The organism is Bradyrhizobium sp. USDA 4541 (genome assembly GCF_024171085.1).
In the GTDB taxonomy this organism is placed as follows: domain Bacteria; phylum Pseudomonadota; class Alphaproteobacteria; order Rhizobiales; family Xanthobacteraceae; genus Bradyrhizobium; species Bradyrhizobium australafricanum.
The window spans coordinates 6,079,002-6,095,973 of sequence record NZ_JALJZF010000001.1; the positions used below are offsets into that span (position 1 = coordinate 6,079,002).

General features: G+C 62.0%; 11 protein-coding genes and 1 tRNA gene. 6 read left to right on the forward strand and 6 right to left on the reverse strand.

Annotated features, from left to right (window positions below; translation table 11 throughout):
• Nucleotides 1-174: 174 nt before the first annotated feature.
• Entirely contained in the window at nucleotides 175-1,533 is a 1,359-nt protein-coding gene (gene glmU, locus J2R80_RS28915) for a bifunctional UDP-N-acetylglucosamine diphosphorylase/glucosamine-1-phosphate N-acetyltransferase GlmU (protein WP_253590280.1), read from the reverse strand.
• Between the two features lie 183 nt (nucleotides 1,534-1,716).
• Here glmU and J2R80_RS28920 point away from each other — a divergent pair, with 183 nt between their 5' ends.
• Nucleotides 1,717-3,087, forward strand: coding sequence for a hypothetical protein (locus J2R80_RS28920; RefSeq protein ID WP_253639823.1), 1,371 nt, complete (start codon nucleotides 1,717-1,719; stop codon nucleotides 3,085-3,087).
• A gap of 94 nt (nucleotides 3,088-3,181) precedes the next feature.
• Nucleotides 3,182-3,562 (forward strand): hypothetical protein, encoded by a 381-nt coding sequence (locus tag J2R80_RS28925; RefSeq protein WP_016844836.1) that lies wholly within the window; start codon nucleotides 3,182-3,184, stop codon nucleotides 3,560-3,562.
• Here J2R80_RS28925 and J2R80_RS28930 read toward each other — a convergent pair.
• Nucleotides 3,522-5,150 carry a beta-(1-6) glucans synthase gene (locus J2R80_RS28930; protein WP_168856347.1) on the reverse strand — a complete coding sequence of 543 codons (1,629 nt, stop codon included), beginning with the start codon at nucleotides 5,148-5,150 and terminating at the stop codon, nucleotides 3,522-3,524. The two genes, J2R80_RS28925 and J2R80_RS28930, sit on opposite strands and share 41 nt — an antisense overlap.
• Nucleotides 5,151-5,395: 245 nt before the next feature.
• On the opposite strand from J2R80_RS28930, the gene J2R80_RS28935 reads away from it, so the two are divergent.
• From J2R80_RS28935 to J2R80_RS28950, 4 genes are all read left to right on the forward strand, one after another.
• Complete coding sequence (locus J2R80_RS28935) at nucleotides 5,396-6,007, forward strand: hypothetical protein (RefSeq protein WP_057018479.1); 612 nt, start codon at nucleotides 5,396-5,398, stop codon at nucleotides 6,005-6,007.
• 194 nt (nucleotides 6,008-6,201) lie between these two features.
• A complete protein-coding gene (locus tag J2R80_RS28940) occupies nucleotides 6,202-9,051 on the forward strand; it encodes a glycosyltransferase (RefSeq protein WP_076828919.1) in 2,850 nt (949 codons plus the stop codon).
• 189 nt (nucleotides 9,052-9,240) lie between these two features.
• Nucleotides 9,241-9,316 (forward strand) — tRNA-Lys (locus tag J2R80_RS28945).
• Between the two features lie 165 nt (nucleotides 9,317-9,481).
• Nucleotides 9,482-11,575 carry an AAA family ATPase gene (locus J2R80_RS28950; protein WP_253639824.1) on the forward strand — a complete coding sequence of 698 codons (2,094 nt, stop codon included), beginning with the start codon at nucleotides 9,482-9,484 and terminating at the stop codon, nucleotides 11,573-11,575.
• Here J2R80_RS28950 and J2R80_RS28955 read toward each other — a convergent pair whose 3' ends face one another.
• The 4 genes from J2R80_RS28955 to J2R80_RS28970 all read right to left on the reverse strand — a co-directional run bounded on the left by J2R80_RS28955 (nucleotide 11,576) and on the right by J2R80_RS28970 (nucleotide 16,915).
• A complete protein-coding gene (locus tag J2R80_RS28955) occupies nucleotides 11,576-12,838 on the reverse strand; it encodes a DNA-packaging protein (RefSeq protein ID WP_253639825.1) in 1,263 nt (420 codons plus the stop codon). It lies immediately after the preceding gene.
• A complete protein-coding gene (locus J2R80_RS28960) occupies nucleotides 12,835-13,476 on the reverse strand; it encodes a hypothetical protein (RefSeq protein ID WP_253639826.1) in 642 nt (213 codons plus the stop codon). Before J2R80_RS28960 ends, J2R80_RS28955 begins: the two co-directional genes overlap by 4 nt.
• A gap of 398 nt (nucleotides 13,477-13,874) precedes the next feature.
• The gene (locus tag J2R80_RS43510; protein ID WP_253639827.1) at nucleotides 13,875-16,190 is read right to left on the reverse strand and encodes a virulence-associated E family protein; all 2,316 of its coding nucleotides are present in this window, start codon (nucleotides 16,188-16,190) and stop codon (nucleotides 13,875-13,877) included.
• 134 nt (nucleotides 16,191-16,324) lie between these two features.
• Complete coding sequence (locus tag J2R80_RS28970; protein WP_253639828.1) at nucleotides 16,325-16,915, reverse strand: hypothetical protein; 591 nt, start codon at nucleotides 16,913-16,915, stop codon at nucleotides 16,325-16,327.
• Nucleotides 16,916-16,972: the final 57 nt, after the last annotated feature.

Genomic DNA, 16,972 nt, shown 5'->3' on the forward strand with positions numbered 1-16,972 from the left:
CACATTCAGTGTCGTCCCGGCGAAAGCCTGGACCCATAACCACCGACGGTCATTGCTTCACGATGCTGGAACGACGAGTCCTGTCCCCAACTTCCGCCGCGGAGTATGGATCCCGGCTTTCGCCGGGATGACATTTTATGGTCGAGACAGGCTCGCAAATATGTCGCGAGAAGATCACTTCCCCTTCGCAGCCTTCTCCTTCAGCTTCGCCGTGCGGTAGCGCGCGGCGCCGCCTTCGCGGATGGACTGCTCGCTGCGCTCGAGCGCCATCGCATTGTCGGGAACATCCTTGGTGATCACGGAGCCCGAACCGATATAGGCGCCCTTGCCGATCGTGACCGGCGCGACCAGCGACGTATTGGTGCCGATGAAGGCACCCTCGCCGATCAGCGTCTTGTGCTTGAGGAAGCCGTCATAGTTGCAGGTGATGGTGCCGGCGCCGAGGTTGGAATTGGCACCGACATGGGCGTCGCCGACATAGGAGAGATGGTTGACCTTGACGCCGGCCTCCAGCCTCGAACCCTTGGTCTCGACGAAATTGCCGATCTTCACGCCATCGCCGAGCGAGGTACCGGGCCGCAGCCGCGCGTAGGGTCCGAGCTCCACCTTCTTGCCGATCGTTGCTTGGGTGATGTGCGAGAAGGAATGTATCACGGCGCCGTCGTCGATCGAAACGCCGGGTCCGATCACCACGAACGGCTCGATCGTGACGTCCTTGCCGAATTTGGTGTCGGCGGCGAGATAGACCGTTTCCGGCGCGATCAGGGTCACGCCGGCCTCGAGCGCCTGGTTGCGCAGCCGCGCCTGCATCACGGCCTCGGCCTCGGCGAGCTGCGCCTTGGTGTTGATGCCGCGCACTTCGTCTTCGCTGGTCTCGATCACGACGGCCTCCAGTCCGAGTTCCCTGACAATGCCGACGGCATCCGTCAGATAATATTCGCCCTTGGCATTGGCATTGCCGATCTTCTCGATGATCGCGAGCGCCTTCTTGCCGTCGAACGCCATCACGCCGGCATTGCATAGCGTGATCTTGCGCTCTTCGGCACTTGCATCGGCCTGCTCGCGGATCGCGACCAGCTTGCCGTTCTCGACCACCAGGCGGCCGTAGCCGGTCGGGTCGGCGGCATGGAAGCCGAGCACCGCAAGCGCCGCGCCGTCCCGCAGCGGTGCGCGCATACGGGCGAAGGTCTCGGCCGAGATCAGCGGCGTGTCGCCGAATGCGATCAGGAGGTCGTCGGCGCTGCGGGCGATCGCCTCGCGCGCCGCCAGCACCGCATGCGCGGTGCCGAGCCGCTCGCGCTGCACGAAGCTCTGTGCGTCGGGCCGCACCCGACGCACCTCGTTGGCGACCGCCTCGTGGTCCGGGCCGATCACGACCGCCAGCTGCGACCCCTCGCCGGAGGCCGCGGCGTTGAGCACATGCGCCAGCAGCGGCTGCCCGGCCACGGGGTGCAGCACCTTCGGCAGCGACGAGCGCATCCGCGTGCCCTCACCGGCCGCAAGCACCACTGTCAGGCTCGTTCGCGCAGTCATTCGCAATCCTCGATGTCGCGCGCAGTTCGCTGCGCAAAGCTGTCTTCGAGGCCGTCTTTAATTGTTTTCCCCGGCAGAAGAAACCGATTCGCCTCCGTGGCGCTCCGGATTCAAGTTCCCGGTCCATTTCCTGTTAATCTTTGCCTCGTGATTCGGCGGGCCTTGAGGAGGGCCAAGCGGGCTTTGGCCAAAGATCGCGACAATCTGGCGGCGGAATTCGACACCGAGAGCACCACCGGCTTTTTGGCCGAGGAGGATGCTCTGGATCGCCGCATGCTGTGGCGGCTCGGCTCGTGGGGCGTTGCCGCGGTCGGCGCCGTCACCGTCGCGGTGATGGCCAACCAGTCGGCGTTGACGCTGCGGCGCGACCAAGTTGCCGCAGCGGACCTCGCGCGACAGGCCCAGCAGTTGCAGACGCTGGCGAAGGAGAGCCACAACGAGACGCGCCGGCTGGCGTCTGCGATCGATACGCTCAACGGCGACCGCGACCGGCTGTATTCGCGCGTCACCACGCTGGAGCAGGGCCTCGACTCCGTGACCGGCGCAATCGTCAGGCAGCCGCCGGCACCATCGCCCTTGGCAGCACCCGGTACCTCGCCCGCAACCGCCAGTTCGTCGCCCGCCGCCTCCGCGCCCACCGTTGCCGCCGTCGCAACGATGCCGACGGTCGCATTGGACAAGCCGGCGGCGATCGACAAGCTGCCCACAGCCGGCGACAGCAAGGCGACTGGGCCGATCGAGAAGCCGGTTGCGCCGGCCGAAAAGCCGGCAACGGCCGACAAGAAACCGGCGTCCGCGCCCGCCAAGCCGCAGGCCGCCGCGGAGAAGCCGCCAGCCTCCGACAATTCGCCGCCGAATTCCGCCACGGCCGCATCGATCGCAAGTCCAATGAGCGCCGCCGCGGCCGGCGCCGAGGATGCACCCGCTGCGCCGGCGCCGGTCGCGGACAAGTCGCTTGCCGACAAGCCGGTCCTGGCATCGCTCGATCCCGCAGCGAACAAGGCAACCGAAACGGTCAGGCCGCCGACCGCCAGCGATGTCACCGCCGCACCGATCCCTCCGCTGGTGATCACAGCGGATCCGGACGCCGAGGACGATGCGCCGCAGGCACAGATCCACCGCACCGAGTTCGGCGTCGATCTCGGCACGGCCAATTCGGTCAATGGACTGCGCGCGCTGTGGCGCGGCCTGTTGAAGTCGAAGGCCAACGCGCCGCTGGCGGCGCTGCGGCCGATCATCGTGATCAAGGAGAACAGCAACGGGCTCGGCATGCAGTTGCGCCTGGTGGCCGGACCGCTGAACGACGCCGGCACCGCAGCCAGGATCTGCGCGGGCCTCAACCTGGTGCAGCGGACCTGCGAGACGGCGATCTATGACGGCCAGCGACTGGCCCTCATCGAGCCGGCCGCCGGAGCCAAGCCGGCGCCGTCGCATCGCCGGGCCGTGCCGAAGCGCGCCGTCGCGCCGCCGCAGCAGCAGCAGCAGCCGGTCGCCGAGGACAAGAAGCCGGAGTCGACCACGATCTCCTCGATATTCCGGCGGAACAGCCAATAATCATGTGAGCCAAGGGATTGTGGCCGGATTTTCAACCGATTTCGATGCTCCGACCGAACTTGTCCCGCAACCCGATCCCGACCATAGTGCCGCGATGACAAAACCTCCGTTCCGCCTCTCCCCCTATCAGGTCCAGTTCCTGATGGTCGTGGGCTTCGTCACCGTCGGCTACGCGCTCTACGTGCGCTATCTGGCGATCGAGTTCTCTCCCGTTGCGCTGGCCTGCGACGCCGGCGCGCAGACCATGCTCTGCAAGGCTCGCGCGCTGTCGACCGTACTGTTCAAGAACTCGGTGTTCGGGATCACCGCGCTGGTAATCGCGGTGCTCAACCTGACGCGGCCGTCGATCGTGCTGCTCACCGTCGGCTTGATCGCTGCGGGGCTCGGGATCGTGCTCTACAATGTCGTGCTGTCGGGGCTCGCGATCGGGCTGTTCATCCTGGGTTTTGCGCGGCCCGCGCCCGCCACAGCGTAGCGGCGAGCAAGAGGTACATCACGCAGGTCCAGTCCGACTGCCAGTTGATCGTGCCCTCGTTGTAGATCGTGTAGCCGGCGGCGATCACCAGCAGGCCGGCGAATACGGATTCCGCGAGCGGCCGGATGCCTTCCTTCGGACGGTTGAGCATGGTCAGGAGCGCGAATGGCACCACCGCCATGGTCAGCGAGGCATACGGGAAATCGCGGTAGCGCGGATCGAAGGTGAAGCCGAGCGCGGTTTCGGCAGCAATCACCGTGGTGATGATCAGCACAATCGCCAGCGCCGCGCCGATCACGCCCTTGCCGCGATAGTCGCGCGGCCCGACCAGCTCCAGGAAGGTCGGCAGCGACCGCCCGGCGATCAGCGCGTGCGCCGTCAGCAGCGGCGCGGCAATGCCCGCTGCGAGCAGCACGCCCCAATGCAGCCAGCCGCCGACGCCGTAGCTCTCGTAATACATCTTGTCGCCGGCAATCCCGAGCAGCGCCCCCGCCGTCGTCGCCGAAATGGCGACCGCGATCCAGGCCGACGGCCGCGGCGTCCAGGGCCGGCGGCGCAGCGTCAGCCAGGCCGCGAGGAATGTGGCGACGGACAGCGCCATGCCGCCCGCCATCTGCAGCTTCCAGTCCGGATAGTTCGTGATAGCAACGCCGGGCGGATATTTCACCTGCCGCTTGACCGAATCGAACAGGCCCCAATTGCCGCCGACGGTGCCCTCGAGCTTGCGCTTCCAGGGCTGGTCGTAGGCCTCGATCAGGTTGACCCGAAAGCCCTCGCGCTTGGCGAGGTCGAGGATCTCGGACACCACCCGCGCCTGGTTGGTGCGCGACGGCAATGCGCCCTCCCGCATCCGCCCCTGGCTCGGCCAGCCGGTCTCGCCGATCAGGATCTCCTTGCCCGGGAATGTCACCGCCATCCGCTTGCGGATATCGTCGACATGCGCCGCGGCGTACTTCGCCTTGACCGGGATGTCCTCCCAATACGGCAGGATGTGAATGGTGACGAAATCGACCGCGTCATAAATCTCGCGGTTCTTCACCCAGTATTCCCAGACGTCGGCATAGGTGACGGGAAGATTGCCCGCCGCCGCCTTCACTGCGCGGATGTTGCCGGCAAGATCGGTGGCGGTCATCTCGCCGCGCAGCAGCACCTCGTTGCCGACGATCAGCGAGGTGACGACGCCGGGATACTCCTTGGCGAGCCGCACCGCGATCGCGATCTGCTGCAAATTCTTGAAGCGGTTGCTGCTGAGCCAGATGCCTTGCATCACCTTCAGCCCGACCTTGGCCGCAACGCCGGGGACCTGGTCGAGGCCGTTCTCGATCGAATAGGTGCGCACGCAGTCGGTGACCTTGGCGAGATCGGTCAGATCCTGCTCGATCTGCTCGACTGGAATCTGCGTGGTGGGATCCAGCGGCGTCTGCGCGCCGCGGAACGGCGTATAGGACACGCATTGCAGCTTTGCAGCGGGATCGATCGGCGCGCGCACGAGCGTAATCGGCGTGGCGAGCCACCACCACACGGATGCAATCACGGCGAGCGAGATCAGGAGAAGCGCCAGCGGCGTACGAAGCGAAATCGGTTCCATCCTCCGGGGGACCGTCGAATTAGCCGGTCACAGCCCATCTGCCAAGAGCGGGATTAGGTCAATACCATGGTTGTCCTGCGACAGTTTTGCGCTGGGTCGATAAAGTTGTGAGTTTGCTGGACAAAATACCAAATTCCAGTCATCAGATTTCGCCAGAGTCTCCGCCGCACTGGAGACCTATTTGGACGGCATCACGCGAGCCGTTAGGATGATCCCGCGGGGGCAGGAACATTATCGGGGAATACATGCGTCGACGGCTGCTTGAGTTGAAGAACACTACTTTGCGCCATCTTGCCGTAACGGGCCTTGTCACGGGCCTTGCGCTCCTCATTGGGGCCGGCGGCGCGTTCGCCCAGAGCGGCACGCCGAATCCGCCGGATCAGGCGAAACAGCAGCCTGGACAGCCCGACGCCAACGCAAATGCCGCACGGGAAGCCAACCAGCGCAAGGTCGAGGAGTTCGTCGAGGCCCAGCAGGCCATCAACGGCCCGGCCGGCAACCCGGAATGCGTCTGGCTCGGCCGCCGCGTCGTCCGCCTGATGTGGAACGACGACCTCGATACCGCGTTCCGCCATCTCGACCTCTACGACCGGTTCGGCTGCCCCGGCGGCCACGTCCAGGCGGCGTTCCGCTGCCTGACCCGGTTCGGCGCCCAGATCGACGACAAGGTCCGCGGCAGCCTCGACGGCCGCATCCACGCCTGCTGGATCAATCCGGGCGCGCAGCCCCAGGCCGCGGCCGCCGCCGCTGCTCCCACCCCGGCGCCGGCGACGGCCGGCACCGCCGCACCAGCACCGGCAGCCTCGCCCTCGCCTGCACCGACCCCGTCGGCGTCACCTGCGCCGGCGTCGAAATAGCCATATCCCACGACCGGGGTCCGGCCGCGATTTTTTTCGCGGCTGGAACGGCTTGCGCCCTTAAAACGCCATCGCGGCACACCAGTTGTTAAATCGGATGGCGGAGATATCTTTCCCTCCGCTGTCGTGTTGGTCGAACCCAGGGGACGGGTTCGCTTAGTCCTCAATCTCAGGCCCCGTATGGTTTAACCGCGATGCGCGCCGTCGTCGCCGTCCTGTTGCTTGTCACCGCCGCCCACGCCGCCCTGTGGGGTCTCTTCCAGGAGAAGCAGTCGGCACCCGATTTCCGTGGCACGCTGCCGAGCCTGTCCTACGCTCCGTTCGAGTCAGGCCACACCGTCGCAGACGTTGCCGCCGACACCGAGAAGGTGCGCACCGACCTGCGAAAACTGTCCACGCTCACCAAAGCGGTCCGCCTCTATTCGTCGACGGAAGGCAACGAGCTGGTGCCGCCGGTCGCCGCCGAGTTCGGCATGAAGGTCACGGTTGGCGCGTGGATCGACAAGGACGCCAACCGCAACAACCGTGAGATCGAAGCCGCGATCAACCTGGCCAAGCGCAACAGCAACGTCATCGGCATTGTAGTCGGCAACGAAACCGTGTTCCGCGGCGAGCAGGTGCCGCTGGAAAACCTCGGCTCGGTTCCGGAGATCGGCGTGCCGCCCGAGGAGTCCGAGAGGATTCTTCGCGAGGAAGCGCAGCGTCTTCACGACGCGGAAATGCAGCCGGATGAAAACGGCAGCAGCGGCTTGAGCAAGCGCGCTGAAGCGATCAAGTGGGCAGTCGCCGAAAACAACGTGCACCGGCTGATCAAGGTGATCCAGCGGGTCAAGAAGTCGGTCAACGTCCCCGTCACGACCGGTGAAATCTGGAACATCTGGCGCGACCATCCGCAGCTCGCCAACTCGTCCGACTTCGTCGCCGCGCACGTGCTGCCCTACTGGGAAAACTTCACCGACAAGCAGGCGGTGGACCAGGCGGTCGACCGCTACAATTTGTTGCGCGACTCCTTCCCCGGCAAACGCATCCTGATTGCCGAATTCGGCTGGCCGAGCCAGGGCTACAATCTGCGCAGCGCCGTTCCCGGCCCGTTCCAGCAGGCCACCGTGCTGCGCAACTTCGTCACCCGCGCCGAAGCCATCGGCATGGACTACAACATCGTCGAGGCGATCGATCAGCCCTGGAAGTTCTTCGAAGGCGGCGTCGGACCCTACTGGGGCATCCTCAATGCCGACCGCGAGCCAAAGTTCGCCTGGACCGGTCCGGTCACCGATCCGAACTACTGGAAGATCGCGCTGGTCGCCGTCCTGGTCGGCCTGTTCATGTCGCTGCCGATCCTGCGGCTGGACCAGCCGACCGTGATGCAGGCGCTGCTCTTGTCGGCGGCCGCCAACGGCGTCGGCGCCTGGGTCGCGACCGTGTTCTCGTACTGGACGACGCACTATTTCGTCTGGGGCTCGGCCTTCGCGCTCAGCCTCGGCCTGGTGCTGCTGGTTCCGCTGGTGCTGATCGCGATGGCGCGGATCGAGGAGATCGCGGCGGTGGCGTTCGGCCGCGGCCCGCGCCGGCTGATCGGCAAGAGCGCGCCGCTCGCGCCCGCCACGATCGGCGAGAACGTCAAGTTTCCGAAGGTCTCGATCCACATCCCGGCCTATTTCGAGCCGGTCGAGATGCTGAAGCAGACGCTAGATGCGGTGTCGCGGCTCGACTATCCGAACTTCGAGTGCGTCTGCATCATCAACAACACGCCCGATCCCGACTTCTGGCGGCCGATCCAGGATCACTGCCGGCTGCTCGGCGAGCGCTTCAAGTTCATCAATGCCGAGAAGGTGCAGGGCTTCAAGGCCGGTGCGCTGCGCATCGCGATGGACCGCACCGCGGCGGATGCCGAGATCATCGGCATCATCGATGCCGACTACGTCGTGCATCCGGACTGGCTGAAGGATCTCGTGCCGGCATTCGCCGATCCGCGCGTCGGCCTCGTGCAGGCGCCGCAGGAGCATCGCGACGGCGATCGCTCGCTGATGCACTACATCATGAACGGCGAATATGCCGGGTTCTTCGACATCGGCATGGTCCAGCGCAACGAGTTCAACGCCATCATCGTGCACGGCACGATGTGCCTGATCCGCCGCGCCGCGATGGACAAGGCCGGCGGCTGGTCCTCTGACACGATCTGCGAGGACACCGATCTCGGCCTCTCGATCCAGCAGCAGGGCTGGCTCACGCACTACACCAATGTGCGTTACGGCGAAGGCCTGCTGCCCGACACCTACGAGGCCTTCAAGAAGCAGCGCCATCGCTGGGCCTATGGCGGCTTCCAGATCGTCAAGAAGCACTGGCGGCGCTTCCTGCCCGGCGCCAGCCGGCTGACGCCCGATCAGCGCCGCGAGTTCTCGCTGGGCTGGCTCAACTGGCTCGGCGCCGAAAGCCTCGGTGTCGTGGTTGCGATCCTCAATCTGATCTGGGTGCCGATCGTCGCCTTCGCCGACATCGCGATCCCCGACAAGATTCTGACGCTGCCGATCATCGCCTCCTTCATCGTCTCGCTGGTGCATTTCGTCGCGCTCTACCGGCTGCGCGTGAACATCAAGGCAGGCCAGATGTTAGGGGCCATGATCGCGGCGATGAGCGTGCAGTGGACGGTGTCGCGCGCGGTGGCGCAGGGCCTGATCACCGAGCATCTTGCGTTCGCCCGCACCTCCAAGGGCGGCCTGTCGCGGATGTCGATCGAGTTCCAGGCGTTCTGGGAAGCCGTGATCGGCGTGTTGCTGCTGATCGGCGCCGTCGTGCTTGTCGTCACCAACGGCTACAAGCAGGTGCGCGAGATCTACATCTTCGCCGGCGTCCTGGTGTTGCAGAGCCTGCCATTCCTGGCGGCGGTCTCCATCGCAATCCTGGAGAATTCGCGGATCAACGAGTTCGCATTCTGGCGCAACAGCGCGATCCGCACCGCGGAACTGATCGGGTTGCGCCCGGTCAGCCTGCCCTCGGTCGCCGCCCCGTCGCAGCCGGTCGGCTCGGAAATCCGCCGCGACAACTAGCGCCGGATTTGGCCGACTTCAAGAAACGGCCCTAACCGCAGGCGCCGGAACGGCAAATCCGGCGCGTCGGTGCACAATTGAGCGCCCGTCGGCTATTGACCCGATGGGCCCTGCCCCCTACACAGCGCGGGCTGGAGCACGATCCGGAGCGGTTCACCGCTGGCGTCCGGATCTAATGTTCAGGTGAGTGAGCGCGTAGCTCAGGCGGTAGAGCACGTGACTTTTAATCATGGGGTCGAGGGTTCGAGTCCCTCCGCGCTCACCAACAAAATCAAGTGCTTAGCTCGTATTTCCAAGCGGCGCTTGTTGGTGGGGCCACATACAGGGCCACATCGAAATTTCTTTGTGAGGACTGTGTATTCACCCTTAGTCACGCTTGTTTGCGCTCAAGGGTTGCGATTAGCTGCGCCGGTTGTACGGGGCATGACTTATGCGTCTATTGAAATTTAGAGTCGAAAATTTCCGTTCTGTGGTCGATAGCGGATGGATTGAGGCAGAACAGGTTACATCGCTCATTGGCGTGAACGAATCTGGAAAAACCAACCTGTTGCTTCCGCTCTGGAAGCTCAATCCAGCGCGTGAAGGTGAAATCAAACCGACGTCGGACTACCCGAAAGGCAACTATGCGGCGGTTAAGGCCGAGCCTAGTCGCTTCTTTTTCATCCACGCACATTTCGCGCTCGACGATTCCTTGACCACAGAAATCGCGCGACTCACCGGCCTGAACGCCTCGTCTGTCAATACGGTGTTGGTCGCCAAGAATTTTGCCAACTACATCTGGATTGGTTTCCCAAACTTCCGAGCCGAAAAAACGATCTTGGCCGCTGAACTGCAGGGAGCTTTAGCCACCGCTCATTCCGAAATCTCAGCGATCAGTCAACTCGCCAAGGAGGGCAACCTCAAGGAAAAGCTGCTGGAGGCGGTCGTCAATGCGAGTGCTAACGCGAGCGACGACGCCAAGAATACGGCCGATCATATTGCTTCACTAAGCAGTCAATTAAGTTCCATTGTTCCAGAAAGCGCGGCACCGACAAGTTCAATCGTACCGCGATTCAAGCTGCTTCTGGAAACGCTGGCATCGATGGAATCTCGCCTTAGAGTACCGGAGCCGAACACCATCGAAGGCGTTCGCGATCTGATTCTAAAGAACCTTCCCAAATTCGTCTTCTATTCGAATTACGGAAATTTAGACTCCGAAATTTATCTGCCTCACGTCGTAGAAAATCTAAAGCGCACTGATCTTGGCGCGCGGGAAGCGGCGAAGGCACGAACACTGCGAGTTCTGTTCAGCTTCGTACAACTCAGTGCCGAAGAAATTCTCGAGTTAGGAAAGGACTTTCCACAGACGGCCGGCCGCGCTCCTACCGCCGACGAAATCGCTGCGATCGCGACGAAAAAGCGGGAACGCACAATCCTGTTGAACTCGGCAGGCACGCAGCTAACGAAAAGCTTCCGAAACTGGTGGAAGCAAGGTGACTATACTTTCGAGTTCGATGCTGACGGTGATCATTTCCGCATTTGGGTTAGTGACAAACGGCGTCCCGAAAAAGTTGAATTGGAAGATCGGAGCAGTGGTCTGCAATGGTTCCTGAGCTTCTATCTGGTATTTTTGGTCGAGAGCACAGGTGAGCATAAGAATGCCGTGCTGCTATTGGATGAACCAGGGCTATCCCTGCATCCCTTGGCGCAACGAGACCTATCGGCTTTTTTTGAGAATCTCGCGTCGACCAATCAGATCATCTACACAACGCACTCTCCCTTCTTAGTAGATGCCGACATGCTCGATCGCGTACGCAAAGTATACGTGTCCGAGGACGGCTCGACCAAAGCATCTCCAGATTTGCGAACCGGATTTGAGGATCCGAGAAAATCTGGTGCGACGTACGCAATTTATTCGGCGCTCAATATGAACGTTGCAGAGAGCTTATTGTATGGTTGCCATCCTGTCGTTGTCGAAGGACCTTCGGATCAACACTATCTGGCCACTATCAAGATCGCGCTCATCGGTGCAAAGCGCATCAACCCGTCACGAGAGCTTGTTTTCCCACCGTCTCATGGCGCGAATAATGCGAAAGTCGTGGCCAGCATTCTAAGTGGAAAAGATGAAGTGTTGCCGGTGATGTTGCTCGACGGCGACGCGGCCGGACAAAAAATGGCCAGAGACCTGAAAAATGGACTCTATCAGGGAGAAAAAGAAAAAATTCTAACAACGGATAAATATGTTGGATTTGCCGACTCGGAAATCGAAGATCTATTCCCTGTCGATTTTCTGACTAGCGTCATTGACCGATGGGGGCGTCGCGCTGACGTTCCGTTCAGCGATGTTGTCGAATTAGGAAAACCGATTGTCCCGCAAATCGAAGCGTGGGCAAAGTCGCAAAACGTCGAACTCTACGAAGGTTGGAAAGTTGACATAGCGCGAGAAGCGAAGCGAAAGGCATTGACTCCTTCGTTTTCCTTCGACGAAACGACGATCGAGAAATGGGGAAAGTTGTTCGATGAACTTCTCAACCCACCTCGTTAGCTAAATCCGCAGCTCCCACGAACTGCTCGTGTGCTGCGAACCGCTCAACTCCGTTAGCGCCCAAACAAGAGCATCGACGCGATCCGGCGAGTAGCCGACCTTCGCTCTGTCAAAGTCGCTGGTGAACGAGCACATCTGATCTTCGAGCACCGCAAAATTGCCGACGTGGTGCACCTTGCGCTGCTCGTACAGCGCCGCGATCGGCTCGGCGCGCACCACCTTGCCTCGGCTCGCATGCACGGCCTTGAAGCTCACTCGCGAGTCGATCGCACGGATTGTCGCCTCAACCATCGCGCCGCCGTTGTTCACTTCGGCCAGGATGCGGTCCGCCTTTTGGCGGCGATAGGCATCGATCGCCTTTGCAGCCCATTCGTGGGGTGCGTACCGGCCGGACAAATCCTCCAGCACGTAAACGTGGTCGTCCCGTGTGACGCCGGCAACAATGATGCCGGTTTCGTCCGAGCCTTCGTTATTCGAGACAGCCGGATCGATCGCCACGACGATACGCCGCAATTCCTTGGGCGCCACAGAGACGCGATCACGATCGAGCCAGTCAAGTTGCCAAAGCGCGCCAGGCATGTCGCTCAGCAACTCGGCGTTCAATTCCTGGCGGCCGAGCCGCGTTCCCTCGTAACGCTGGCGCACCGCGGCCAGGAAGGTAGCCGCCAAATTCGCCTCGTTCTCGAAGGTGGACCCGCGGGTGACCACGACGTCCCTACCCTCGCGAGCCAATAGCTCTTTGAGCAGTTTGATCGGCCGCGGCGTTGTGGTCGCAAGCCAGCGCGGGTGCCTACCGAGCCGAAGCCCGAACATCAGCATATCCCAAGTCGCTTGTGGATCCGTCCAAGCCGCCAATTCATCCGCCCAGGCGGCATCATGCTCCGGACCGCGCAGGCGGTCGGCTTCTTCGCTGGAGAACGTGGTCGCGATGGCGCCATTAGGCCACGTCAGGCGGCGCTTGGACGGCTCATAGATTGGCCTATTCCACGGCGGCGCCATCCGCAGCAAGCCGCTCTGTCCCTCCACCATCGTGTCGCGAGCGTCGGCGGCCGTGGGCGCGACCAGGGCGATCCGGCCGGCGGTACCGGTCTCGACCAATTCGTTCACCCACCCAGAGCCGGTGAACGTCTTGCCCCACCCACGGCCCGCCATTGCGAGCCAGCCGAGCCAGTCGCCGTCGGGAGGAAGCTGGCTTGGTCGAGCCTTGGCGCGCCATCCGCCGTCGGCCAGGGTATTCGCGAGCGCCGCGGCGATACTGGTCATGGGGCGGTCTCCGGGAGCGATACGGGACACGGGGGCAGTAGCGGCACGGCGTCGATCACAATGGGCGCCCTGCCCGACCCTGCGGCATCGGTCACTGTCTCCGCGTCCAACTCGCGCAATGCCTCCACCACGGCCGCGCGCGCCGCGCTATGGGGCGCCAAGGCACGCAGGATGGCCGCCTGCACCCTGGCGAACTGCGGGCTGTTCACGATCGCCACGTTGTTCTGAATGTTGATGGTGCCCTGCGCGATCGTGGCAATCTCGCCGGTTACCTTCCCGATCTTCTCCAGCACACTGACGAGTTGGCCGGCCACGATGGCTGCGCCACGTGCGTCGCCGGCTTCGGTGGTAGCCGCAAGCTGGCTCATGAGCATGGTGCGGACCGCTCGGAAGTGATCGAGCACGGAGGCGCCTTCGTCCGCTGCTTTCGCGGCCAGGTCGGCGAGCTGCGCTGGCCCGACCAGATAGGACGCTTTGATTTCGTCGCTGACGTGGTTGTGCCAGTGGCGTCCAATCGCGTCCTTCGACAAGCCGAACTTGGCAGCCAAGCTGTCGAGCGAAGCGCCACCTGCACGCAACAGTTCTATCCGCCAACGCTCATCATGAGCGCAGACGGTGCATTTAGGTCCCGTTTTCATCTGCGAAAATCCGACGCGAATTGCGTCATATGGCCCCAAGGTGGCCCACGAAAGTGAATCTTCCGCTAAAACTCAGAAACGCAAGCAAACCCAAGCCATTGCAAATGCGACCCCATGATCAATTATCACAAGACCAAAGGAAACCTGGCTGCGACAAGGCCGACGAACCGGCGCGGATTGATAATCATGTCGACCATTTCCAATGCATGTAACCGTGTTACCGCGTAACCGCTGTTTTCCCACGGGACCTAGGGACCATACACAAGCCCATATTCCCTATTCCTCTTCTCCGATTAGAAGATATTACAGTTACAACGGTTACAGTCTTGCAGAACGCTGAGATCGTTAGAGAATCCTTGTAACCGCCAGATGGGCGACGGTTACAGCAACGGTTACACTCAGCCGCGCGGGCTCGGCATCGGCGGCAAGTCAACGGGACACGGCGCAAGCGCTGTAACCGCAGCCATGTCGGCGCCGGTTACAAATCTATCCACCACCAGTTCACACGGTCGATTGACGAACGTCTCTGCCTTAAAGCGAACCGCCGCAGGACCGCCACGCCGCCAAACCTTTCGAACGTCGTCGCCTTCGCGATGCGCAACGGTGACGAACCCGAGTCCCTTGAATGCCGCGCGGACGTCCTTCAGCGGCAATCTGCGCTCCGACGCGAACCTCTGAACATCGGCCGCGGTCACGTAGCAGTCCCTGACGTCGCCGAACGTGAACGCTAGCACGTCCTCGGCGCCAGTGCGCTCCCGCGCTGCGTCCTGATGCTTTCCGGCAATTGCCCAAAGCGCTTCCGGGATCCTGAAATCCTCACCCGCCGCATGCCATTCAGCAGCTTCCGCGTAGAGCTGTCCGACGTTCTCACGCACCCATTCAATGTCGATCTTGTCCGCGACATGCACCGGCAGCCATCGGCGATTGCCGGTCTGCGACAGCAAGGGCGTGTCCTCATTGGTTGTCGCGATGAAGATATGCCGGCGCAGGTGGTCACTCGCCTCTTCCTTCCACTTCAAGGTCGCGTTGTCGTTTTCCCGCGACATGAACGCTTTGAGCCGGGTCGTCTCGGTTTTCGACATGCCAGCGAGTTCCGCCAACTCGATTATCTGCTTGCCCTTGAGCTGTGGAATGACGTCTTGCGGGCGGCCGCCCAGCTCTACCGAGTCGATGAACCATTCCGGTCGCAGTGCGAGAGCCTTGCACAGGGTGGACTTGGCCCGGCCCTCTTCCGATATGAAAATCACAGTTTCATCGTGCTTCGCGCCGGGTTCGCGCGCCCGCTTGACCAGTCCGCCGATGAGGTTCGCGCCGACGGCGCGGTGGTAGGCGTCGTCCGAACAACCGACAGCCTTCGACAGCCAGTTGTCGAGCCGTTTGACGCCATCCCACTTCAACGCGTCGATAGTATCGCGCAACGAGTCGTAGCTTTCTTCGCGTGCGATGCGGTCCACGCTCGCCCTGAAGAAGTCCCACGAGCAATTGAAGTTGTGGGCGCTGGTGTGCGTGTCGAGCCAGAGAGCCTTGCGATACTCCTCGCCTGCCTTCCGCCATCGTTCCCAGCCGGGACTTTCGCTGGCCTCGATCGAGTTCGTGAACTCATCGAACCGGAGATCAACACCGCGCAAATGAAGAAACACGCGAACATTATCGAAGCTGACAGGGTCAGGCTTGCTGCCACTGGCAACGAAATAGGAGCCGCGATTTTTATCCTGCACTTCCCATACGATCTTTTCTTCGAAGTGCTTGTGAGCCCTAACCAGGGCGCTATCCGGAAGCGCGCACTGGTTCTCACGAATCACATCGATGAGTTCTTTGTTGGTGTCCCCGTGCACTTGCGCCAGTATGGCGAGGATGTGAGCCACCCGGTCGGCGCGAAAGGTCCGCGGTTTCTGCGCCATAGTCACAATGCGCCGAATGGCAGAATTGAGTTGATGGAAAATTGCCGGATAACTTTCCTCGACCTTCGCCGGTAGTTGGGGTGCCTCGTCCGGCCATCGCTCCACTGAATGCCACCCTTCGTTGAAATCATCGATCGGTCGCGCAGCTAGGCCGGCTATGGTCAGCGATGTTTGGCCGACCAAGGCATTTGCCGGCGGCCCAAACAGTTCCTGTCGGCGAACTTCGTCGGTGCATTTCTTTTCGGGCTCGGTCACGGGGGTTTTGCTCCAATACGCTGTCGCCAACTTCTCAACGACGGGCCATTCGCGCCTGTCCGCAAGCGCCGCCCGCCAGGCGTCATATTCGACGCGTGCAGGCTCGAAGATCGGGAATGGCGGTAGCTCCTGATTGTCGTCCTCCTGTGCGGGATGTCGATTCCACCGTGCGACAGCATCGACATAAGCTCGGCGCTCGGCTTCCATTTTGAGCGCCGGAAGGTCGTCTAAGATGAACTGAAGGTTCTCTTCTCGATCGAACCAGAGATGTTCGGATCCGCGATCGGGCATGACACCGCGTTCGAAGATCCGCAGTGTCTCGGGCTTCAACCGGACGAACATGCGCTCGCCGCCTTCCCAATCGTCGGGAAAAAGCTCGACAGCATTCTCCGTTCCCGGTCGCCTTACAAGGATAGGTGCCCCGCCGTCAGGCCAAATCGTCTCATCGGGCTCTTGATCTTCGTGCAACTCGACACGCCCAAGGGCAAAATCGCGGTCGTAAAAAATCAGCCATCGACCATCGATATCGGCGGTATGAGGCAGATAGTTCGCAAGCACAGACGGTACTCCTCACAATGGAGCCCGACGCGATGACGCTTGAAAATCCGCCGAAATGTGCTACGGAGAACGCCGCCAAGCTGTTCTGACGAGACATTCCGGCCTGACTCGCGCCAACGAGTCGGGCCGTTTCGTTACGCTGGCGCTTCCAGCAATTTCGCGATTTCCAGCAAGACGCGCCCGTTGACGACGGTCAGCCGTTCGACGTCGCGCCGCTTTCGTTCACCGCGCTGGTAGGTCGTATCGATGAATCTTGAGACCTCCCCTTGCGCGGATTCAAGGATCGACAAGCTGACGAACACGCCGTCGGCATCGAAGTTTGCGGTAACGATGTCGTCGCCTCGCTCCAGGCGTTCTCGAATTCGCGGCACCAACATATCGCCGATGAACAGCGCGAGCCCGTGGCCGGCTGTTTTCGCAGTCCTGTGTGCCAGATCGTCCGCGTATCCCGTCGGATTGATCAGAAATTCGTGCATCGGAAGGTCGAGCGCGCGCTTAACTTCGCGGATGAAATCGCCTCCCCGCTCGTGGTCCACTACAAGGGAGGTTAGCCAGGTAGCCGCATCACGGGCCGTCATTTCGGCGGCGCCGCGGCCGTGACCCTTGGTGCTCAACAGGTCTGCCGCGCGCAAATGGCGCCCGTACAGGTCGACGGTCGAAAACGGCGCGCCGAGCAGCTCAGATAGCCTTTTTGCAAGATCACCGGATGTCGCCATTTTGGTCATGCCGTATTTTAACGGTACAAATTACTATTGAAAATATCTATGCACTTGGTATGTTGA